This window comes from Rubrilithobacter danxiaensis, assembly GCF_047272945.1.
Taxonomy (GTDB): domain Bacteria; phylum Bacteroidota; class Bacteroidia; order Sphingobacteriales; family Sphingobacteriaceae; genus Rubrolithibacter; species Rubrolithibacter danxiaensis.
This window is the reverse complement of record NZ_JBKOPS010000009.1, coordinates 39,912-62,117: the sequence shown is the minus strand read 5'-3', so window position 1 is coordinate 62,117 and position 22,206 is coordinate 39,912. Positions and strand designations below refer to the sequence as shown.

Genomic DNA, 22,206 nt, shown 5'->3' with positions numbered 1-22,206 from the left:
AATATTTGTGAATTTGGCGATGTCAAACTTATATTTATTTTTGCATTAAATTACACAATTAAAAATTGTTTAACCTTAAAAAAAACAGAGTATGAATTATTCTACAATTAAGAAAGTTGTTGCATGCTCACTGGTGTCTGCACTTGCTTTGTCAGCAAATGCACAAGATACTACAGCAACAGCTTCAAGTTCATCTGCCAAAGTATTTGGTGGGCGGGCGCAGTACAGAACCTGGTCCATCGGGGTTAATGCTGGAGTATTAGCACCTGCTGTTCTTACAGGCGGAGCAAATGATTACACAAACTGGGAAGCAAATCTTGGTTATGGTTTAACAGTACGTAAGCAATTAGGTCATGCTTTCGGATTGGAATTAGGCGTAATGAGAGGCAAACTATCAGGAACAAATGAAGATGCTCCAGGTGGTGTTGCTTACGACCGCCAGTCTTTCAGCACTGATTTGAATTATGCTGCAACTATTAAAGGTGTTGTTAATGTAGCTACTGCAGATTTCTTACGCAGAGAAAATGCTGTTAACTTCATCGTTAAAGCTGGTTACGGTTTAGCTGCTTATAACCCAAGCTACGTTGCCGGAAACGGTACAACTGTTGCGCCAAAAGGTACTTTTGGTGATGATGGTGACAAAGACAACATGAAAAGTGCTTTCATCCCTGTTGGTGTTGGCGTTAAATTTAAAGTTTCTGATCGTGTAAACTTTGATTTAGGTTATGATATGAACTTCTTAGATCATGATTTACTTGATTTAAGCTATGGAGCAAGCCCTGTATCTAAAGACAAATGGTCTTACGGATATGCTGGCCTTGAATTCTCTTTAGGTTCTTCTGCAAAACCAAATTTAGACTGGGTTAACCCTGTTGCTTTAATGTACGATGAATTAAAAGATCCTACATTACGTCAGGAAGTTGAAGCTCTTAAAGGTCGTGTATCTACTCTTGAGTCAACTGTTAACCAACTTTCTGCAGATGCTGACGGTGATGGTGTTTCTGATAAATTCGACAAATGCCCTGGAACTCCTGCAGGTACTGTAGTAGATGGTTCTGGTTGCCCTCTTCAGTTACCTACTGCTGATAGCACTCAGGCTGGTGTTTACAACAATATTCAGTTTGAATTTGACAGCTCAGTATTAAAAACTTCATCTTACCCAACTTTAGATAGAGTTTCTAATGATCTTAGAGCTAACAGCAGCGCTAAGCTAAACCTTGAAGGTCACGCTTCTGCTGAAGGAACTGAATCATACAATATGAACTTATCAAGAGACAGAGCTAACTCAGTAAAAACTTACCTTGTTAACTCTGGAGTTGATGCAAAACGTATTTCAGTTAAAGGTTATGGCGAAAGCCGTCCAATTGCTTCAAACTCAACAGAAGAAGGACGTATTCAAAACCGTAGAGTTGAAATCAAACCAGTAGGAATGATGACTGGCACAAACGGTCAATAAGAGATATAGTATATTAAGCATATCTTAAAAAAAGAGAGGGCGCATTTGCAGCCCTCTTTTTTTTATTTTTAACTTTGTGCTATCATGTATTTTTTCAGGAAAAGGGATCCAAACCGGCCATCGAATTTTAATTTAAAGGTGATGCATATTATTAATGCAACTGCTATTATTTTATTTGTCGCAGGTTTGATATATAAATTAATCGACTGGTTTATACTGAAAAAATAATATGATTAAGTTGCTATTAAAGAATCTATGAAAAAAACTATTTATACCACAAATGCTCCTGCTCCTATCGGACCGTATAGTCAGGCTGTACAAACAGGAAACCTGCTTTTTATATCAGGACAAATTGCTATTAATCCAGAAACAGGTGAATTAGTTTCAGAAACTATTGCCGGAGAAACGAAACAGGTAATGGAAAATATCTCAGCAGTTCTTTCTGAAGCAGGATATACTTTTAGCGAAGTAATAAAATCTACAATTTTTTTAAGTGATATGAGTCTGTTTAATTCTGTAAACGAAGTTTATGGAACATACTTTACCGCTGATTTTCCAGCACGCGAAACAGTAGCCGTTGCCGGCTTACCTAAAAGCGTGAATGTAGAAATATCAGTAATTGCCAGTAAATAATACTCTTGACTAAAATTAGATATTACCTGGCAGCTTTCTTAGCTGCTGTAATCTGGGGATTTTTTGCAATCCCTTTACGCCACCTTAAAGCCTACCCTGCAGAGCAGATATTGCATTACCGAATATTCTCTTCTTTAGTTATAACATGGTTAATCATTTCAGTTTTTAGGAAAACTTCACTGAAATCTGATATTACTTATTATAAATCAGCACCAGCTCCTGTTAAAAGAAAGCTACTGCTTCTTACGCTTCTGGCCGGAATACTTATTACCGGTAACTGGTTTACATTTATCTATGCTACAAATAATGTGAGCCTCAAATCTGCTGCCTTTGCGTACATGGTTTGCCCTTTAATTACTGCACTTGGCGGATTTCTGATTTTAAAGGAACAATTATCCTCAAGAAAATTTATTGCTATAGGGGTAGCAGCTTTGAGTATAATCATTTTAGCCTGGGGATCTGCGCCGGACGTAAGCTGGTCAGTTTTTATTGCTTCTTTTTATGCGTTCTATCTCATTGTACAAAGGGTGCTGAATAATGTAGATAAGCTTACTATCCTTGGCGTGCAGCTTGTTATATCATTGATTTTAATGCTGCCTCTGTTTCTTTTACATCAACGGGCAGTACCGGTTGAGCTGGATTTCTGGCTGAATATCCTGCTCATATCCGTAGTTTTTACTATTCTTCCCTTGTTCCTGAGCTTATATGCTTTAAATGGTATTCCATCTTCTACAGTAGGTATTATCATTTACATAAATCCTATTATTTCATTTGCAGTAGCGTTTTTTTATTTTCATGAAGGTATTACCACTTATCAGTTATGTGCATACACTTTGCTATTTTTAGCTGTTGCCTTATTTAATTCCGATTTAATACAAGGATTAATAAGAAACAGGATGAAACATATTGGTTGATAAAAACTTGGAGCTCTTGACAGAACAGGTATTACAAACCCCGATTGAATATCTTAAAGGTGTTGGCCCACAGCGTGCAGACCTGTTAAAAAAGGAGCTCAGCATTTTTACTTATTCTGACCTGCTGCAGCATTATCCCTTCCGCTATATTGATCGCACCAAATTTTATAAAATTAAAGAGCTTCATGCAGACTTGCCTGCTGTACAGGTTATAGGAAGAGTGTTATCCTGCGAAATAGTGGGCGAGAAACATACAAAGCGTCTGGTAGCCTTATTTAAAGATGATAGCGGCAGTGTAGAGCTTGTTTGGTTCCAGGGGGTAAAATGGATTCAAAAGATGGTGCAGCCCGGAAATGTTTTTGTAGTTTTTGGCAAACCTAATTCGTTTAACGGAAAAATTTCATTTCCTCATCCGGAGATAGAATTGTATAATCCTCATGCTCAAAAAACAGGAAATCTTACCCTTCAGCCTGTTTATAACTCTACAGAAAAGCTAAAACAGTTTTCGCTGGATAGCAAAGGGATTCAGCGGATACAAACCAATCTGCTTCAAATTGTCCTGCCAGAGATAAAAGAGAATTTGCCGGACTATCTGCTGCATCAAGAAAGCTTACTGAAAAGGGCGGATGCTGTTGTAAACATTCATTTTCCGGCAAATACAAACCTGCTTCTTGAATCCCAGAAGCGCCTCAAATTTGAAGAACTTTTTTTCATTCAGCTTAAGCTTTTAAGAAATAAACACTTAGCAAAGATCCGGTTTAAAGGAGTAGTGTTTGAAAAAGTGGGCGAAAAGTTTAACACATTCTATTCTGAAAAGCTTCCTTTTGAATTAACGAATGCACAAAAAAGGGTATTGAAAGAAATAAGGCAGGATACTCAAAAAGGCGTGCAGATGAACCGTTTGCTGCAGGGTGACGTGGGAAGCGGGAAGACGATTGTCGCTTTAATGAGTATGCTTTTAGCAATAGATAACGGATGCCAGGCTTGCATGATGGCACCTACAGAGATCCTGGCACAGCAGCATTATGCCTCGCTCAATCAGTTGTTAGCCGTAGATTTTGTGACTGTTGCCCTTTTAACCGGTTCTACTCCCAAAAAAGAGCGTAAAAAAATACTCGAACGCTTAAAAAATGGAGAACTGGATATACTGGTAGGGACACATGCACTTATTGAAGATTCGGTTGAGTTTAATAATCTCGGTCTGGCAGTTATTGACGAACAGCACCGCTTTGGAGTAGAGCAACGAGCTAAGCTTTGGCGAAAGAATGTGGTTCCGCCGCATGTTCTGGTGATGACTGCTACCCCCATTCCGCGAACTCTTGCCATGACATTGTATGGCGACCTGGATGTTTCCGTAATAAATGAACTTCCTGCGGGAAGAAAGCCAATTAAGACAATTCATTTATTTGAAAACCAGCGTTTGAGGATGTTTGGTTTCATGAAGCAGGAAATTGCGAAAGGAAGGCAGGTATATGTGGTTTATCCATTAATAAAAGAAAGCGAAAAACTGGATCTTTTGCATCTGGAAGCGGGTATTGAAGCCATATCACGGGAGTTCCCGCTGCCCGATTACCGTATCAGTATTGTTCATGGCAAACTCTCTCCTGCTGATAAAGATTTTGAAATGCAACGCTTTGTAAAAGGGGAAACCCAGATTATGGTAGCAACTACCGTAATAGAGGTTGGAGTAAACGTCCCAAATGCAAGTGTCATGATCATTGAAAACTCAGAACGCTTCGGACTTTCACAGCTGCACCAGCTGCGTGGTCGGGTGGGAAGAGGAGCGGAACAGTCTTATTGCATACTGATGTCTGGAAACAAATTGAGCAAAGAAGGTAAAACACGGCTTGAAACTATGGTACGGACTACCGACGGATTTGAAATTTCAGAAACAGACCTCCAGTTACGGGGACCGGGAAATATAGAAGGTACGCAGCAAAGTGGCGTACTTGATCTAAAACTTGCTAATTTAGCCACCGATCAGCTTATATTAACCAGGGCCCGGCAGGCAGTAATAAAAATATTTGAAGAAGATCCGGAATTATCTCTTGATAAGAACCAGGTATTAAATCAGTATTTTAATAAACATGGCGGCGGAATAAGCTGGGATAAGATTTCCTGAAGTGAGAATTATGAAACGATCCTGAACATTGCATGGTTCAATTAGAATAAATAGCTTCATTAACCCTTTTAAAACAATTTTTTTAAATGAAAATTTATAAACGCATAGCAGTATTGTTTTTCCTGATACAATCGACGGCTTTTGCTCAAACAGATTCGGTATTTATCCGAAAAATTTATGATGAGGCCTTGATAAACGGCCAATGCTACCAGAACCTGGAATATTTATGTAAGAAGATAGGCCCCAGGTTAAGCGGCTCTTCAAATGCTGAGAAAGCTGTAAACTGGACAAAACAGCTTATGGAGAAGTATGGGTTCGATACTATTTACCTGCAGGAAGTAATGGTACCGCATTGGGTACGCGGAGCTAAGGAAACTGCTTTTATTAAATCAGGTAATGAAAAAATCCCCGTTCCCATTACTGCTTTGGGCGGATCTGTAGCTACTCCTGAAAAAGGCATCACGGCTAATGTAATAGAAGTAAAGAATTTTGACGAGTTACGTGCTATGGGTGAAGCAAAGGTTAAAGGAAAGATTGTTTTTTATAACCGCCCTTTTGATCCACGACCCATCAAAACTTTTTTATCTTACGGAGGTGCGGTTGATCAGCGGGTTCATGGTGCGGTTGAAGCAGCAAAGTTGGGCGCAGTAGGGGTTATTGTGCGTTCAATGACTCATGCTATTGACGATAATCCTCATACAGGAACCATGCGGTACGATAATGGTGTTCTTAAAATTCCGGCTGCTGCTATCAGCACAAAAGGCGCTAACTTACTAAGTGAAAAAATTAAATCCGGGAAACCGCTTACGTTTTATTTCAAACAATCTTGCCGGGAGTTACCAGATGCGAAATCGCATAACGTAATAGCTGAAATAAAAGGAACAGGAAATCCTAAAGAAATAATTGCTGTAGGAGCCCACCTAGATTCCTGGGACCTTGCAGAAGGTGCTCATGATGACGGAACAGGAGTGATGCAGTCTGTTGAAGTGCTGAGGATGTTTAAAACGCTTGGATATAAACCAAGACATACCGTAAGAGCAGTATTGTTTGTGAATGAAGAAAATGGATTGCGGGGAGGAACAAAGTATGCTGAATTAGCTGAACGTAATGCAGAAAAACATATAGCAGCAATTGAATCGGATGAAGGAGGGTTTACTCCACGGGGATTTGCTTTTCAGGATGTTCCGGAGAAAGTTAAGAAGATAAATGAAAACTGGAAGCAGCTGTTAGAGCCCTACGGATTAGCTGAACTCATAAACGGAGAAGCAGGTGCTGATATAAGCCCTTTAAAAAATACAGTTTTAATTGGGTATATGCCGGATAGCCAACGATATTTTGATATTCACCATTCTACTTCGGATGTATTTGAAAACGTAAATAAACGTGAGCTTGAATTAGGAGCAGCTTCTATGGCTTCTTTGATTTATCTGATTGATAAATACGGCTTGTAAAGTTTTCGTGTTCAAAACAAGAAACCCCTGTTTTAATTTATTATATCAAAGACAAGCACTTGGAAACAGACAGTTCACAGCAGAAGAACGATCCTTACGTTGCATTACGTTATCCCGAATTCAGGGCATTTCTAAGTATGCGTTTTTTCCTCACTTTCGGGTACCAGATACAGGCGGTTGTTATAGGATGGTATATTTATCACCTCACCAAAGATCCGCTTTCTCTGGGCTTTATAGGCCTTGCCGAAGCTATACCTGCAATAGGAATTGCATTATATGGCGGATACATTGCCGATAAATCAGAAAAGAGAGGTATTGCCAGATGGATGCTTTCCGGTTTGTTCATTTGCTCACTTGTACTTTTTCTAATCACACTGCCTTACTTCTCGAGCCGCCTGGGGGAGCAAAACATTGTTATTATTATCTACGTAATGATCTTTTGTATCGGATTAGGGAGAGGCTTTCTGGGGCCGGCTTTTTTTTCAATAATGGCGCAGATAATACCCAGAGAACATTATCCGAATTCTTCAACGTGGAACAGTACCGGCTGGCAGATCGCCTCTATTGGAGGACCTGCTTTAGGCGGTCTTGTTTACGGCTTTGCCGGTGTAACGGCGACTTTTGCCATTATCCTGGTTTGTCTTTTAATATCTCTGAGCAGCACCTTTTTTCTTCAAAAACATCCTCCTCAATTTACTTCCGGTTTAAGTATTATGAGCAGCCTTTCTCAGGGAATAAAGTTTGTTTTCAGCAGCAGGATGCTGTTAGGTGCACTGAGCCTGGACCTTTTTTCTGTTTTCTTTGGCGGTGCTGTAGCCCTTATTCCGGTAATTGCAAGTGAAGTTTTGCATGTAGGAGCAGAACAGTTCGGTATGATGCGGGCTGCCCCTGCTTTAGGTGCCGTGTTAACGATGTTATTTATGGCCAGGCATTCGCCGATGAATAAACCCTGGAGAAACCTTCTGTTTGCTGTAACCGGTTTCGGGCTTAGTATAATCTGTTACGGAATATCCAGAAACTTCTATCTGACCCTGTTCTTCCTTTTTTGCGAAGGCGCTTTTGACAGCGTAAGCGTAATAATCCGGTCTACTATTATGCAGCTGTTAACGCCAGAAGACATGCGGGGAAGGGTTTCGGCGGTAAACTCCATGTTTATAGGATCCTCTAATGAAATTGGCGCTTTTGAATCGGGGCTGACGGCACGTTTGTTCGGCACCGTTCCGGCGGTAATTTTTGGGGGATGTATGACGCTCATTGTGGTTAGTATAACCTACCTGAAAACTAAAAAACTTGTTCCTTTGGGCTTAAAGGAAATACACCCTCATTAAGTAGCGACTAATTCATTTAGCATCCTGTATCAAACCTGCTACTTTTTTTAATTCACTTAAAGGTAGTTTCTTTAAGGCCAGGTATAAATCAACAGTTTCTGTTTTTGGCTTCAGTTCGGCTAAGGGATGATCTTCTTCTAATTTGGAATCACTGTCGGGTACCCAGGTTAAAAGATCGTTGGGGGTGCAGTTTAACAGGATACAAACCTTTTCCAAATGATCCAGTCGCATACTGCGAAGGTCACTGTTTAGCAAACTGCTGGCACTGTGAGAAGATATGCCGGCTTTTACAAGTAAGTTGTAAGGATTATGTATCCCCCTGAGTTTAAATACAGGTTTGAGACTAAAGTATAACATATTATTGAGAGGTTAATATTAATATCAAGATAATAATAATTCACTGAAAGGCTAAATGATACCACATTTATCGTTTTATTTTAGAAAAAAGGTTAAATAAAACGGGAACAACTGTTAAATAATGGGAAGTAACAGTCAAATTCCGGGGAGCAATGTATTTATACCGGGAAAATGTTTTGCTACTATAAAAAGTTACGGAGTTAGTATGAGAAAATACTGTTTGTTTAGTAGAAACAACGTTTAAGGATTGCGGAGTTACCATGATATAGTGGGAAAAGTTGTTTCTAAAAGCGGGAATAACCAACTTAGAATGAGGAATTAACGATACTGCTTTATATAACCGAATATTGGGAAAGGGCCTTCCTTTTTTATTTCTGCTAAACATATCTTATTTTAGAGGAACGCTTAAAATTATATGCCGGCATCCTGGGGCTATTCGCCCAAAGTAGAAAAATACATTCCTTTAGGAGAGTTTCCTGCGGAACAATACCTGGTAGTAGCTTTAAAGGCTATAGAAAATCTGGGGTGGAAATTAAGTCATCTTTCGGAATCGGGATTAATTGCTTACACCAACCTTTCGTGGCAATCGTATACAGAAGAAATTTCTATCCGCATTAAATCAAACTTTGCCATTGTAAAAAGCGAATGCGTGGGTATCCAGCTTTTATTTAATGATTATAGTAAAAACAGCGATAATCTTGACAAATTTTTTAATGAGTTTGAATACGTTGAGTTCCATTTAAAGGATGTATGGAACGAAGAGGTACAGAATTACCAGGAACGGGCGGCCTTAAGCAGCAACTCCTATTTTGAAACAGCTCCGCTTGCTTCCAAGGAAAAGATCAGGAATGTGCTTCATCTGTTTGTACCCAGAAAAGGGTACCTGGTAACTCCAATCATCATTGATCTTAATATCATCTATTTCCTGTTCTCATTTATACTGCTGGTAGCAAAGTCTGTTGTGCTTGCAAATAAAGGAAACGGCTACACCGATCTGGAAAACTTTTACACGAACTTTTATTATTCTATTGGTGCAAACAATCGTCATTTAACTCTCTCGGGAAATTTCTGGCGTTTAACAAGCAATACCTTTATACATTTTTCTGTTTTGCATCTTTTTTCCAATACATATGCTTTAGCTTATATCGGTTTGATGACTGAAAATAAGCTGGGGCCGAAAAAGTTCCTTCTGGCCTATCTTTTAAGCGGCATATGCGGAAGTACACTTAGCCTGATATATCATCCTACCGGAATTATGGGAGGAGCCTCGGGGGCAATTATGGGAATGTTTGGAGTTTTTCTTGCCATGCTTGCTACCGATTTATTTGAAAAAAATGCCCGCAAAGCGATGATGATCAGCACGGCCCTGGTAATAGCGCTGATGCTGTTTAACGGAATGGGGAAGCAAATTGATAATGCAGCTCATGTTGGCGGTTTAATTTCCGGATTTATAATCGGACTTTTATTTACCGTTAAAATTAATAATCCCCCTTTCCTTAATACGGATGCCCTGCGATACGGCGCTGTTATAACTTCTATTTCCCTCATTGTTTCGGGCTCTCTATACAGTATTCCTGATTACCAGTTAGAGCGGTTTAAGGAACTAAATAACGCGTATCTTGAAAATCAACTCCTGACCAGGGATGTGTTCAGCTATATTTATTATGCTGATAAGCAGGAGAAATTACAGCATATTAAAGAAAAAGGAGTTGAACCGTGGGACAAAAACTTCCGTGTGACGGCAGAAATGGAACGGCTTAAACTGCCGGAAGTTCTTTGCAGAAAAGTGAAGAGGATGATTACCTATAGCAGGCTGCAGAAACAATCTTTCAAACTGCTTTATAAAGAATGCTTTGAAGGAACAAAGAAATACCGGCCGGAAATTAATAACCTCACTGTACAAATGAATAACATTATCCGGGAAGATTTGAAAGACAGTAATGACAAGTGGCTGGAATATGTTAAATGAGGGCTGGTATAGGTTAACCCCTACTTAAAAATCGAAATTGATTTTTAATACAGGAAAACAGGATACAAATCCCTTTTAAATTCTTCTATAAATCTCCGTTTTACAAAAACTTGTCACGTTTTTTTCTTCTGCTTGTCTTAGGGGTGTATAAAAATTAAAAGAATGAAAACTATCAAAGTAACTTACACCGTTAAACAGGAATTTGCAGCAAAGAACCGTGAAAACGTCCGGGCTTTTTTAGCAGAAGTAGAAAGCATTGCGGACCCCGAAATGCGCTATTTTGTTCTGCTGGCTAAAGATGGCAAAACATTCAGCCACATTTCCATTTACAACTCCGATGAATCGCAGCGCCAGTTTTTAGATCTTCCGTCCTTCAAATCCTTCCAGGAACAGCGGGATGAAAGCGGGCTTGAGAAAGAGCCGGTAATTGAAGCGTTTACTTTGATTGATTCTTCTCATCCTATCTTTTAATTTAGAAATGGAATCTTTCAAAAATCGTCCAAAAAAATGGAAAACAGCTGTCCTTACCTGGGTGGCTGTTTATCCGGCAATTACGTTCGTCCTCGCCTTATCCGAAAAAATCCTGGCTGCTATACCACCACTTCCTGTGCGGACTTTGGTTTTAACACTTATCCTTGTTCCAATTATGGTATTTTTACTCATGCCATTCTTGCAGCGTAAGTTTTCGAAATGGTTGTTGTCATAAAAAGGTAGGTAATCAGATCAGAGTGCATGAAAGACTATAAAAAAGTGCTTTTTCCTTATGCTTATAATATTCTCGGAACCGTTGACGATGCTTTGGATGCTATTCAGGAGGTGATGACTAATTATTATACTGTAAAGAGAGAACGCATTGAAAATGAAAAGAGCTACCTGATTAAAGGTGTAATCAATCAGGCGATCAATATAAAAAGCAAAAGAAGCCGGTTGAAACTCGGTGAGATATGGCTTCCGGAGCCTGTTGCTACAGACAATGCTGATAAAGCTGTTGAATTGAAAGAAATGGCTTCTTACTCTATGCTGGTACTGCTGGAACAGCTGAACCCTAAAGAAAGGACAGTTTTTATTTTGAAAGAAGCTTTTGATTATTCTCATGAAGAAATTTCGGAATTCCTGTCTGTAAGTACAGAAAACTCGCGGAAACTGTTAAGCAGGGCAAAAAGTAAATTAAAGCCGGACCGGATAAGCCAGGACAGAAAACCTTCGTGCATTTCTGAGAAGCTAACCGAATATGTTTCTGCAATCCGCCTGGGTAATGTTTTGAAGCTAAAAAAGCTGCTTTCTCATGACGTGGCACTTTATGCAGACGGAGGGCCAAACCTGAACATTGCAGCACGGAGTTTGAAGGGCGTTGCTGCTGTTTCTGATTTATTGCTGTTTGTTTATGAAACGTATCAAAAAGGCTTTTCAATTATTACTGCAGCGGTTAACCATGAGCCAGCCTTGCTGTACTATTCAGGAGAAAGGCTGGTTAGCTGCCAGGTTTTTGAGTTCTCACCGGAAGGGGATGTCGTTCAGATTAATATCGTTATCGATCCTGAAAAACTTAAAAATATTGAAAGGAAAAAGTGGTAAGGGTGAAGTGCTAGGTTGAACTTTTTTCGCTGTTCGACATGTTCTCAAAGGCATATCGAATTTATTGATGAGGAGGATTTATAATCCTATATCACTAATTACAGTAATCCTTTTCTAATACCATAATAATCGCCGCAACTGCTATACAAGTATTTCTTCTTCTTATCCAACAATCACAGCCTTACAGGATTTAAAAGGATATAATTCGGTTTGTCTCCCGGATTATAGATCCTTTTATCTAATGTTCGACATGCCTGCGGAACATGTCGAACAGCAGTGGCTAAAAAACTAGGGATCTATTGTTCGACATGCATTTCGGAACATGTCGAACAGTAGGAACAGCAGGAGGTATTAACTGGTTGTGCAACAGTTACCAATGCTGTATTCCATAACTATTGTCCCACTACAATCTTATTATTAGGCAATTCAACTTGCAATTTCACTTTTGCTTTTAAAGCAGTAAATACACGCATAATCGTATCAATTGTCACATTGCTGACACTGTTTTCAAGCTTAGATATTTGGCCTTTTTGAACACCTACTAATTTGCCCAGCTCTTCCTGGGTCAAATGCCTTTCTTTACGAGCTTGTTTTATTGCAAGACTTATCAAGTCCATTTGCAAATCATATTCAAATTTATCTCTTTCTGGACTTCCTTCCGGCCCGATAAATTTATCCTGTAATTCATTTAATGTGTATGTTTTCATTTTTCTTTGCAGAGTTTAACAAGCTGCACCGCTTGGATTGTATCAACAAAAACGTAAGGACTTAGTTATTTCTCGTTAAAATATTCAATCATAATTTGCTTAGCTTTCTGAATTTCACCTTCAGGCACCTTGCTTCTTTTCTTTACAAAGCCATGAGTCGAAATAACTAACGTATTATTTTTATCTGTTTTATCCCAAAAAGCAAGTAAACGATAATGTAAACCTTGATATAAGGTTCTAAGTTCCCAAATGTCCTCAGTAAGTTTTTTAAATAATTCGGGGTCATGCGCTATTTGTGCCTTACGAATGTTAATAATATTTTTTCCTGATGCTTTTTATCAAGTTTGTTTAAAAATTCAAAAACTTCTTCTAAAAATATTACCTCAAAAAGTTTGGTCATCAACAAAGGTAAGCAAATGTATCCTTATAAGGAAACTTCAATCCGCCGGATATGCTTGCTATAGCACAAGGATGGGATACCCACCCATTTCAGATATTAATAATAAAAGAAAGTTTTTGTATTAAAATTATACAAGTTTTTAGTTGCCATGCCGCCTAAATTTAGGAACCGAGTTAACGCTTCCGTACCTGATTCCAAATCCAACTCATCACCATCCTACCATAAACAAGGCGTTGCAGAATAAGAGCTTACCGTTTTCCCAAAAGCCCCTGAAGAGCGGATCGTCGACCAGGTAAACTATGATTCCGTTTTCTATTTCTTCAGTTCCAAACAAAAGGCCGTCGGTTAATTTTCTTTTCGTTTCCGCTCCGGCGAAGCCGCTTACATAATTATTCTTTTTAAGAACTCCCACATTCCAGCCACTGCTCAGGAATTGGAATAGGTCTGAATTCGTCTTGAGCGTATAATAATAATCGGGAAAACCATAGCCTAAAGGATGTGTATTGTCTAAATCAACCCTATAAATTGCCCCCAGGATTTCTGTTTTTATACTTTCGCGTTCGCGGTTTTCATAGGGCTTCAGGTATTCGTAAACATCTTTTTCGGCTTCGCTGCTGTCATTTTTAGACTTGAGATTAAAAATTTTCCGGTCTGCTATCGACTTAACAGCTTCGCCTAAAGCAATCAGTTTGCCTCCGTTCTCAATCCAGTTCTGAAGCTGATCGATGACCTGCGGTTTATACCCGCCATCGGGAAGGATGATAACATTAAATTTATTCAGCGTAGTTTTTTCAATCTGAGCAAGCGGTAAAATCGACAGGGGATATTTAAGTTCCTGCTCGAAGAAGTGCCAGATCTCTCCAACAGATAAGGAAGATGTTTCTTCTCCGGCAAACAAAGCTACTTTCGGCGTTTTAAGCGTATGAAATTTTGCTGAGCCAAAGTCCGACCCCTTGTCAACCATCCCGGAACTTATGGGAAATGATATGACTCCCGCTTGCTCTGCCAGCTTTTTTATGTTTGCATCAAAGTTTCCGGCAATAGCAGGATTCAACGACTTGAAAATAATAAAGGAACCGGCGCTAAAATTTTTGCCGCTTACTTCGAAAGGTAGTTCGGCGACCTTTATGTTAAGCTTCTTTTTTAACAGTACGGCCAGGAATTCAGCATCTTTAAACGAATCCCATTTAAAACCATACCCAATTGCAGGTGTATTTAGTTCTTCTTTTTTTATCTGCGAAGGCGAATCAGCTAACGGCGCATCGATTTGTGCAGTGGTGGCGGAGGTCTTTATTCCAAAAGCATAAGGTAAAGCCCAGGCAGTAATGTCGTAGGTATTGGAGTCGCTGATAGCGGTATGTGGTTCAAACAGCACTTTGAGCAGAACAGATTTTGGTTGGTTGGAATTAATAAGCATATCGGTAGCTGACACGGTAAAACGCTCTATTTTCAGTGAAAAATAGTTGAAGCCGGTTCCTGTATAGCGGCCTCCGAAGCCAAAGTTGATTTGATTTGCCTTTAATAATTTACCCAGGGACTTTAATTTTTCCGGATTTTCGCCTTTTACTATGTACGTTTTGTATTCTCCGGGCGGCTTGTTTTTGGCAGTGTAAAAGTAATTTTTGTATTCTTTTAAAAGCCTCGCGGCATTGCCGGATGCTGTTTTAATAGTAGTTAGCCCGCTTGTAAGGTGATGTTCTATGCGATCTTTTAATGTTAAGGTATCTTCTGCGGAAGTTATAACTTTTAGTCCGGCACGGCCACTTCCTGCCTGTTCGAAGGTCATTCCTATGGCTCCGTTATAGGTTGGGTAGGTATCACCATACGATGGATAAAGCAGATCAAAACGTTCGCGTGTAAAATACGACCATCCTTTCTGGTCAAACACACGGGCATTGTTCCTACCGATCAGGGTTTGAAATTCACGCTGCCAGGGAGTAATAACTTCATGAAAGGGTTCGGCGGCGGGAGCAAAGTAATAGGGTGAGTTTACAGATTGCTCGTGAAAATCGGCGTGAACCTGCGGCATCCATTGGTTATAAACTGCCATTCGTTGTTGTGTTTCTGCCTGGCTTTGCCATGCCCAGTCGCGGTTCAGGTCAAAATAGTAATGATTGGAACGCCCGCCCGGCCAGGGTTCAGCATGTTCGCGGCTCTCAGGTAGCGGATCGGGCTGTAAACTCCTTACCGGATTGTAAAAATTTATATAACGTTCCCTGCCATCAGGGTTTAAACAGGGATCGATTATTACAAGGGTATTATTGAGCCAGTTTTGAACGGTGGTATCTGAAGGGCTGGAAAGTCGATACAAAATTTCCATTGCTGCTTCGGTAGAGGAAGCTTCATTTCCATGTACATTATAACTTAACCATACAATTACCGGTTGCTGTCTTTCGTTTGGGGTGCCTTGCTGTAAGCCTGTAAACTGTAGATTGGTCCTCCTGATCTCATCTAACCGCTCTATATTTTTTTGTGAAGAAATAAAGGCGAGTATGAGCGGCCTTCCTTCGTAAGTTTTGCCATAATTTTTTATTTGTACATTCTTACTTCGTGCAGCTATATAATTGAAGTAAGATAACACTTTATCATGCGGAGTAAACTGATCTCCCAGATTATATCCGAGAAATTCTGAAGGAGACATTATTTTCTGAGCCGAAACATCCGCAGCCACCGTCAGAAAAAAAATCAGTAGAATAATTAGTCTCTTCATACAATAAACTATTGCTAAAAAATATGTGTTTGTTGTTATGAAATTAGCTTTTATTTTTTCATTATGAACAGTAATATTGTGCAAAGCCATTAAAATGCAGATAGAAGAACTTTACGCCTTATTTGTTAAGCACCCTGTAGTTTGTACCGACACCCGTAAAATAAGTAAAGATTGTATCTTCTTTGCGTTGAAAGGGGAAAACTTCAACGGCAATTCCTTTGCTTCTGCAGCTTTAGAAAGCGGCGCTTCTTACGTGGTAATTGATGAAGAAGAATACCGGAAGGATGAACGTTGTATCCTGGTAGATGATGTGCTGACAAGCTTGCAGCAACTGGCGACATTTCATCGCCAAAAGCTAAATATTCCTGTTATAGGCATAACGGGGACCAATGGAAAAACAACGACAAAAGAGCTGATTAAAGCAGTTTTATCTGAGAAATTTAAAACGTATGCTACCCTCGGAAACCTGAATAATCATATCGGAGTTCCGCTAACGCTGCTATCAGTTAGAGAAGATACAGAAATCGCAATTATAGAAATGGGAGCCAATCACCAGAAGGAAATTGCCTTTCTTTGCAGCATAGCAAAACCTACTGCAGGCCTTATTACAAATGTGGGGAAAGCGCACCTGGAAGGATTTGGTGGCTTTGAAGGAGTGAAAAAAGGGAAAGGAGAGTTGTACGATTTTATGAAAGTTAGTGGTGGTAAAACCTTTATAAACCGTGATAATGATTTTTTGGTAGCAATGAGTGAAGAAAGAGGGTTAACCGAGCCGATTTATTACGGTACTAAAGCGGAGTGTTTTGTGTACGGGTACCTGGTTGAAAATAATCCCTACCTCGTGGTAGACTGGTTTGCGGAAGGGAATAAGCATTGTGTAAAATCTAATCTAACAGGTATCTATAACCTGGAAAATATATTAGCTGCTGCAGCTATCGGTTTATATTACGGATTAAATGCGGAGCAAATTAATCGGGGTATTGGCGGGTATGTACCAAGTAACAACCGTTCTCAAATCACAAAAACTGAAATAAATACACTCATTTGCGATTATTACAACGCCAATCCAAGCAGCATGATGGTCGCTTTGGATAATTTTAACGCTATAGACGCCGATCAGAAAGTGATCATTCTGGCCGATATGTTTGAGTTAGGCAATGAATCAGCAGCAGAGCACCGGGCTATTTTAGAAAAGGCTTTAAAAATAACTGCAGACAAGAAGATTTTTATCGGGAAAGAGTTTTGCAAATTGCGGGATGATAAAAGTTATTTCTTCGAGTCGACAGAAGAGGCCTTTACTTATTTGAAAGATCACCCGGTAAAAGATGCTACTGTATTGATTAAGGGATCGAGGGGAATGAAGCTGGAAAAGCTGGTAGAGGTATTGTAAGTAGTATTAAAAATATTTGAGTCGCAGACTGGGTTTTAGCCGAGCCTGCGATTATTTTATTTCTGACTATTCAGTTACAGGTTCCACCCGTAGCCCAACATCCGTCACTTCCCTCAAGGGGTTATCACGCATATTTTGTTCCATTTCAAAAACATAGGTGCCTTTTTCCGGGAAGGTGTAATTTTCTCTGAATGGAAGCTGGTAGGTATAAATATTTCCAGAACCGCTTCCAAGCCATTCACCATCCGGATATGCAAGTTTAAACTCTTTACGAAGCGTAATTCGTTTCTTATCCGGCCTTATTTCATGAATAAGTATGAAGATGTTTGAGTATTTGTAGTCTGCTGTGTGGCGTAAGTTGATATAAAGGTTATATTTTTGGTTTACGTCTTCAATAGTGACAGGAATTTTAACCTTTTCTATATAACTCCAGTTGCGGTTTGATATTGCCTGGCTTGTATCAACTATAAAGTTATCAGTACAGGCAGTTAAGCTTAGTGCAAAAAAACATAACAATAAAAACCGTGCTGGCATTATGAGTTTTCTTTTGGATTATTGGAGTTATTATTTCCCCGGTTACGGAACCTGCGATTGTTCCGGTTTCCCTGGTTTGGCTTCGGGCTTGTTTTTTCCGTTTCTGCTGAATCGGCCTGACTTTGAGGTTTTCCCTCAGCGGTTTTAACAGTACCCGGTAGCCCGGTTTGTACCGCCCCGTTTTTATTTCTGTTCTTATTCTTCTTTTTCTTTTTCCTTGTTCTTTCGTCTAAACGGGTTAAACTATCCTGGCCTACTACATTTTCATAATCCAGTACTTTAGCCAAAGGTGCAGCATCAATTTCAGCCGCTTCTTCTTTTAAGTCTTCTGGTTTTATCCCTTCCTTATTCAGTTTCTGAATTTCGCGTACACGTTTTATTTCCAGGGGAATCCAGTTTTCTTCGTTCGGATAACTGAACCACATTAATTTTTTAAAAATATCCGTTTTCTGAAGCCGTGCAGTACCTTTTCCGGTTTCTAATCGTTCAATATCATCCGGAATGTCTTTAAGAGCGTCCATATACGTATCGAGCTCGTAATTGAGGCAGCATTTTAATTTACCGCACTGGCCCGCAAGCTTTAAGGTATTTAAGGAAAGGTTTTGATACCGGGCAGCAGAGGTAGAAACCGTTTTAAAGTCGGTTAGCCAGGTTGAGCAACAAAGCTCTCTTCCGCAGGACCCGAGCCCTCCAAGCCGGCTCGCCTCCTGGCGCATGCCTATTTGCCGCATTTCAATGCGTATGCGGAATGCCTCAGCCATCTTTTTGATCAGTTCCCGGAAATCAACCCGTCCTTCGGCGGTATAATAAAAGGTAGCCTTTGTTTTATCCCCCTGGTAATCTACGTCGCTCAGCTTCATAGAAAGGTTTAAATCTATGGCGAGCTTTCTTGCCCGGTGCATAGTTTCCCATTCCAGATCTTTTGCGGCTTTCCACTTATCTACATCAGCAGGAGAAGCTTTACGAAGAATTTTTTTGGTAACGTCTTCCGTTTTCAGATGCTTCTTTTTCAATTGCATTCTCACCAATTCTCCGGTTAGAGAAATATGGCCAACGTCGTATCCTCCTGTTGGGGTTTCAACAACTACTAATTCACCGTTTTCCACGTAAATATCCTCGTGGTTAATGTAAAAATCCTTACGGGAACCCTTGAATTTTACTTCAACTATATTGAAGGGTTTATAATTTGATGGCAGGTCCATGTGGGCCAGCCAATCGTAAACATCTAATTTACTGCAACCGTTTGTAAGGCAAGTGCCGTTACTTTTGCAGCCTGCAGGCGTACATCCGCCGCCTGATGAACAACTTCCACATCCCATTAATTGAATATATATTGAGTCCCCTTGGGGAGCGTATTAAACTTTAATATTTTAACAAATTGCAAAGATACATCTAAAAATAAAATTTTAGGGTTTGCGTTTCTTTCTATATGATAGTGTGCTTTTTCAAGCTCATTGTATAGTGCTTCGGCCTGAGCCAGGTTTAAGGTTTTACTTACGTTGAAAATAAATTCTTTTTCAGCTTCCGGCAAATTAACCAGAGACCGGGCGTTGGAAAGTGTAATCATCACTTCACGAAACATTTTCATTCCAAAGCGCAAAAAGTTTTTCTGATTCTCGCGGCCATATTTTGCTGCGGCCTCCACAAAATCAATTATCTGAACACCCCGGTTGGTAAAACACATACGCAACCAGTTTGAAAACAAGTTGAAATTATTGTTGCTTTCGCCATGTAAAAGGGTGAGAGCCGTATTCATATTTCCTTCACTCAGGTAAGCAATCTGCTCGGCTCTTTGCTGCTCAACCTGGAGGTTTTGAATAAGATGTTCTTTTATTTCTTTATCCTTCAGCTTGTTTATTTTAACGAGTTGAGTACGAGAAAGAATGGTGTTTAATATCTGGTCCTGGTTTTGAGCAACTAAAAGGAACAGTGTTTTTTGCGGAGGTTCTTCAATGATTTTAAGCAATGTGTTTCCTTCTTTATCCAGATATTCCGGAAGCCACATTATTAAAACCTTGTATTCTCCTTCAAATGGTTTTAAACTTAATTTTTTTATTATCTGGTGACATTCAGCAATATTAATGTTTGCCTGTTTGTTTTCTGCATCTAACGATTCTCTCCAACTGTCAAGGTTTAAGTACGGGTTTGCAAGAAAAGTTTCACGCCATTCTTCAATAAAGGTTATAGCCGTATCGTCTTTATGCTTTGCAAAAAAAGGGTAGGAAAAATGCAGGTCAGGGTGAATGAGCCTCCTGTATTTCCGGCAGGAGGAACACTGGCCACAGCTATCTTTTTCCAACGGATTCTGACATGAAATAAGCTGAGCGTAAGCAAGGGCAAGCGGTAAACTCCCGCAACCTTCCGGACCTAAAAATAATTGTGCATGACTTATCCGACCGTCTTTTACCGTACGGATAAGATGTTCTTTTACTTCGTTTTGACCGATAATATCAGAAAACTGCATTTGTGCAAAATAAGAAATAGAAATGAGATGTGGGATATGAGGTGCTACACTTTTTACAATTGGGGGATTAAAACAGAAATTTTTTAACACTAAAAACTAAAGTAAGTCATGAACAGCATATGATCCTGTTTTATGAAAGCGTACCTTTGCTTTTTAACATTTATTTAAATCAGCTCATGGCCCGTATAATGGCTTTTGATTATGGAACCAAACGTATTGGAGTTGCAGTTACCGATCCTTTACAGATAATAGCTACAGGCCTGGAAACAATTCATCCGAAAGATGCAGTTGACTATTTGAAAAGATACCTTCAAACCGAAGAAGTGGCTTGTTTTGTAGTTGGTGAACCTAAACAAATGGATGGTACAGCGTCAGAATCTGGTCAGCATGTTAAAGGTTTTATTACAATTTTGAAGAAGAACTTTCCGCAAATACCGGTACAAACCATCGATGAACGGTTTACTTCGAAAATGGCAAGCGCCGCCATTGCGCAAAGCGGTTTTAAGAAGAAAGACCGGCAGAATAAGGAGCGGATTGATACTATCTCGGCCACCATTATTTTACAAAGTTACCTGGAAAAACAATCCTATCTCTGATAACCTGGCCCCTATTATTTTTCAAAATCCAGTATTCCTGAAACTCTTTTCTTAATTAATGTAGGAAGTGCAACCGGGCTTAAAATTTTAGACAGGTCGAACTGGTTTTTTGAATATCCTTTCAGTTTCGACCTGAAAGTTGCTTTCATATAAATAACAGCTCTTTCTTTTCCAACTTCTCCTTTTTCTTTTACATTTTTCAACAATCTTAAAGAAAACAGCGCCATAAATCCTCCTATTACAAAGAAGAAGTTCCAGCCTTTTAAAGCAATTATCGGGAGACTGTTAACCACGTTGGCACTTTTCCACTCCAGGTTCCATATAAATTCGTGATTTGCAAAAAAATCAGCCATTAATCCTCCAATCATAGGTGCGATGGTTGAAAATAAGGCCACCATCATGTTTTTAGAAGTGAGGTATACTATAGCTTCTTCCTTCGATGCCAGTTTTAGTCCGATATTTGATAACGCAATGTTTACTCCTGCGGTTGACATCCCGCTAAGGATATGAATAATAGCAAGCAAACCTATGCTGTAATACATAGTGGGTGCCATTCCTACAAAAGCCCAGGCAACAATACAACCTACATAAATAGGGGCGCTTATCCTGATAATTGTTTTGTTACTGAACCTGTCTGCGTAGCGGCCCCATAATTTTAATGCAGAAATACTGCTTATCTGGTTTACTATTCCGAAGAGGATAATATAGGACAGCGGCAATCCGAGTGTTTTTAACATAAAAACAGAGAAGAACGGCGTTGCCATATTTAAAGAGAATGCCCAGAAGGAATGGAAAACCATTAAGTTCCGGAAGTTCTTATCACGCAAAGGTTTTTTAAACAGTTTAAGGAAATTTTCATTTGAAAGGTACGATTTAGGCTCGGGTGTACGCGAAAGGGCGTAAACCCCCAGCATGCCAAGCAAACCACCAACTAAGAACATTAAAGAGTAGGCAATAATTTCTTTATCGGGATGATGTGCTTTTATGTAATCAAGCGAAGTAGCTACCAGAAGGCTCATGGTAACATTTAATATTTGCGTTACGCGGCTGCGATGAGAAAAATAAGTTCCAAGCTTATTTTCAGGAACCAGGTCTTTCATCCACGAATTCCAGCTGGCACCGGCAACAGAACCAAAAAAGTAATGAAAAAACAGTAAGAATATCAGTACCTGTATACTTGTGCTTCCCGAAAACATGAAGGGGAGCATACCAATTACCAGCAGCGGGAAACGGGCAATAAAGTTGCTTACTACAGAAATCGCCCTTCTGTTATTAAAACGGCGTACCAGCCAGATGGATGCTAACTGAAAAATACTCGAAAATGTAGGAAGAGCAGCCAGCAAACCTAATTGAAAGTTTGAAGCTCCTAAATGAATGGCGATTGCCACTAAAAATGCTCCTCCGGTTAAGGTAACCATGCCTTCTGCAGCAAGTCCGTCGGCAATTACTAATTTTAAACCTGAATTGATTTGTTTCTCTGACAGGTTTTCTGAAGGTTGTAAAATTTTCATAAGATAAAAGCTCGTTAAAGCTTTCCGAAAGGATTAGGAACTTCTTTTTCAGGTTTTAAAGGCTTGCAGTTAAAAAACCTTCTCAATCT

Annotated in this window: 21 protein-coding genes; 13 read left to right on the top strand and 8 right to left on the bottom strand. The window is 39.6% G+C overall.

Annotation, left to right across the window (positions count from 1 at the left end):
* Positions 1-91: 91 nt before the first annotated feature.
* The 7 genes from ACLCDL_RS12760 to ACLCDL_RS12730 all read left to right on the top strand — a co-directional run bounded on the left by ACLCDL_RS12760 (position 92) and on the right by ACLCDL_RS12730 (position 7,904).
* Positions 92-1,456, top strand: a complete 1,365-nt coding sequence (locus ACLCDL_RS12760; protein WP_423148701.1) for an OmpA family protein — start codon at positions 92-94, stop codon at positions 1,454-1,456.
* A gap of 84 nt (positions 1,457-1,540) precedes the next feature.
* On the top strand, positions 1,541-1,684 hold the full coding sequence (locus ACLCDL_RS12755; protein WP_423148700.1) for a DUF6728 family protein: 144 nt from the start codon (positions 1,541-1,543) through the stop codon (positions 1,682-1,684).
* 27 nt (positions 1,685-1,711) lie between these two features.
* On the top strand, positions 1,712-2,089 hold the full coding sequence (locus tag ACLCDL_RS12750) for a RidA family protein (protein WP_423148699.1): 378 nt from the start codon (positions 1,712-1,714) through the stop codon (positions 2,087-2,089).
* Positions 2,090-2,094: 5 nt separating this feature from the next.
* Positions 2,095-3,003 carry an EamA family transporter gene (locus ACLCDL_RS12745; RefSeq protein WP_423148698.1) on the top strand — a complete coding sequence of 303 codons (909 nt, stop codon included), beginning with the start codon at positions 2,095-2,097 and terminating at the stop codon, positions 3,001-3,003.
* A 16-nt stretch (positions 3,004-3,019) separates the two neighbouring features.
* Positions 3,020-5,125, top strand: coding sequence for an ATP-dependent DNA helicase RecG (gene recG / locus ACLCDL_RS12740; RefSeq protein WP_423148816.1), 2,106 nt, complete (start codon positions 3,020-3,022; stop codon positions 5,123-5,125).
* A gap of 86 nt (positions 5,126-5,211) precedes the next feature.
* A complete protein-coding gene (locus tag ACLCDL_RS12735) occupies positions 5,212-6,576 on the top strand; it encodes a M20/M25/M40 family metallo-hydrolase (protein WP_423148696.1) in 1,365 nt (454 codons plus the stop codon).
* 59 nt (positions 6,577-6,635) lie between these two features.
* On the top strand, positions 6,636-7,904 hold the full coding sequence (locus ACLCDL_RS12730) for an MFS transporter (RefSeq protein ID WP_423148695.1): 1,269 nt from the start codon (positions 6,636-6,638) through the stop codon (positions 7,902-7,904).
* Between the two features lie 12 nt (positions 7,905-7,916).
* On the opposite strand, the gene ACLCDL_RS12725 is transcribed toward ACLCDL_RS12730, so the two are convergent.
* On the bottom strand, positions 7,917-8,261 hold the full coding sequence (locus ACLCDL_RS12725; protein WP_423148694.1) for a helix-turn-helix domain-containing protein: 345 nt from the start codon (positions 8,259-8,261) through the stop codon (positions 7,917-7,919).
* A 415-nt stretch (positions 8,262-8,676) separates the two neighbouring features.
* Between ACLCDL_RS12725 and ACLCDL_RS12720 the strand changes: the two genes are divergently transcribed.
* The 4 genes from ACLCDL_RS12720 to ACLCDL_RS12705 all read left to right on the top strand — a co-directional run bounded on the left by ACLCDL_RS12720 (position 8,677) and on the right by ACLCDL_RS12705 (position 11,805).
* Positions 8,677-10,230 (top strand): rhomboid family intramembrane serine protease, encoded by a 1,554-nt coding sequence (locus ACLCDL_RS12720; protein ID WP_423148693.1) that lies wholly within the window; start codon positions 8,677-8,679, stop codon positions 10,228-10,230.
* 162 nt (positions 10,231-10,392) lie between these two features.
* Complete coding sequence (locus ACLCDL_RS12715; protein WP_423148692.1) at positions 10,393-10,701, top strand: hypothetical protein; 309 nt, start codon at positions 10,393-10,395, stop codon at positions 10,699-10,701.
* Between the two features lie 36 nt (positions 10,702-10,737).
* Positions 10,738-10,911 (top strand): hypothetical protein, encoded by a 174-nt coding sequence (locus tag ACLCDL_RS12710; RefSeq protein WP_423148690.1) that lies wholly within the window; start codon positions 10,738-10,740, stop codon positions 10,909-10,911.
* A gap of 51 nt (positions 10,912-10,962) precedes the next feature.
* Positions 10,963-11,805 carry a sigma-70 family RNA polymerase sigma factor gene (locus tag ACLCDL_RS12705; RefSeq protein WP_423148689.1) on the top strand — a complete coding sequence of 281 codons (843 nt, stop codon included), beginning with the start codon at positions 10,963-10,965 and terminating at the stop codon, positions 11,803-11,805.
* 392 nt (positions 11,806-12,197) lie between these two features.
* On the opposite strand, the gene ACLCDL_RS12700 is transcribed toward ACLCDL_RS12705, so the two are convergent.
* From ACLCDL_RS12700 to ACLCDL_RS12690, 3 genes are all read right to left on the bottom strand, one after another.
* Positions 12,198-12,512, bottom strand: coding sequence for a helix-turn-helix domain-containing protein (locus ACLCDL_RS12700; RefSeq protein ID WP_423148688.1), 315 nt, complete (start codon positions 12,510-12,512; stop codon positions 12,198-12,200).
* A gap of 65 nt (positions 12,513-12,577) precedes the next feature.
* On the bottom strand, positions 12,578-12,805 hold the full coding sequence (locus ACLCDL_RS12695) for a type II toxin-antitoxin system RelE/ParE family toxin (RefSeq protein WP_423148815.1): 228 nt from the start codon (positions 12,803-12,805) through the stop codon (positions 12,578-12,580).
* A gap of 315 nt (positions 12,806-13,120) precedes the next feature.
* Positions 13,121-15,622, bottom strand: coding sequence for a M14 family metallopeptidase (locus ACLCDL_RS12690; protein ID WP_423148687.1), 2,502 nt, complete (start codon positions 15,620-15,622; stop codon positions 13,121-13,123).
* Positions 15,623-15,716: 94 nt separating this feature from the next.
* Between ACLCDL_RS12690 and ACLCDL_RS12685 the strand changes: the two genes are divergently transcribed.
* On the top strand, positions 15,717-17,012 hold the full coding sequence (locus ACLCDL_RS12685; RefSeq protein WP_423148686.1) for a UDP-N-acetylmuramoyl-tripeptide--D-alanyl-D-alanine ligase: 1,296 nt from the start codon (positions 15,717-15,719) through the stop codon (positions 17,010-17,012).
* A 66-nt stretch (positions 17,013-17,078) separates the two neighbouring features.
* Here the strand turns inward: ACLCDL_RS12685 and ACLCDL_RS12680 are convergent, their stop codons facing one another.
* Genes ACLCDL_RS12680 through ACLCDL_RS12670 form a run of 3 tightly spaced genes read right to left on the bottom strand, consistent with a single transcriptional unit; the run spans position 17,079 to position 20,010 of the window.
* The gene (locus ACLCDL_RS12680; protein WP_423148685.1) at positions 17,079-17,546 is read right to left on the bottom strand and encodes a gliding motility lipoprotein GldH; all 468 of its coding nucleotides are present in this window, start codon (positions 17,544-17,546) and stop codon (positions 17,079-17,081) included.
* A complete protein-coding gene (locus tag ACLCDL_RS12675) occupies positions 17,546-18,865 on the bottom strand; it encodes a PSP1 domain-containing protein (RefSeq protein ID WP_423148683.1) in 1,320 nt (439 codons plus the stop codon). Before ACLCDL_RS12675 ends, ACLCDL_RS12680 begins: the two co-directional genes overlap by 1 nt.
* Complete coding sequence (locus ACLCDL_RS12670) at positions 18,865-20,010, bottom strand: DNA polymerase III subunit (protein WP_423148814.1); 1,146 nt, start codon at positions 20,008-20,010, stop codon at positions 18,865-18,867. The genes ACLCDL_RS12675 and ACLCDL_RS12670 overlap by 1 nt, the downstream gene beginning before the upstream one ends.
* Before the next feature lie 176 nt (positions 20,011-20,186).
* On the opposite strand from ACLCDL_RS12670, the gene ruvX reads away from it, so the two are divergent.
* Positions 20,187-20,606, top strand: coding sequence for a Holliday junction resolvase RuvX (gene ruvX, locus ACLCDL_RS12665; RefSeq protein ID WP_423148682.1), 420 nt, complete (start codon positions 20,187-20,189; stop codon positions 20,604-20,606).
* A gap of 14 nt (positions 20,607-20,620) precedes the next feature.
* On the opposite strand, the gene ACLCDL_RS12660 is transcribed toward ruvX, so the two are convergent.
* Positions 20,621-22,117 (bottom strand): MFS transporter, encoded by a 1,497-nt coding sequence (locus ACLCDL_RS12660; RefSeq protein ID WP_423148681.1) that lies wholly within the window; start codon positions 22,115-22,117, stop codon positions 20,621-20,623.
* Positions 22,118-22,206: the final 89 nt, after the last annotated feature.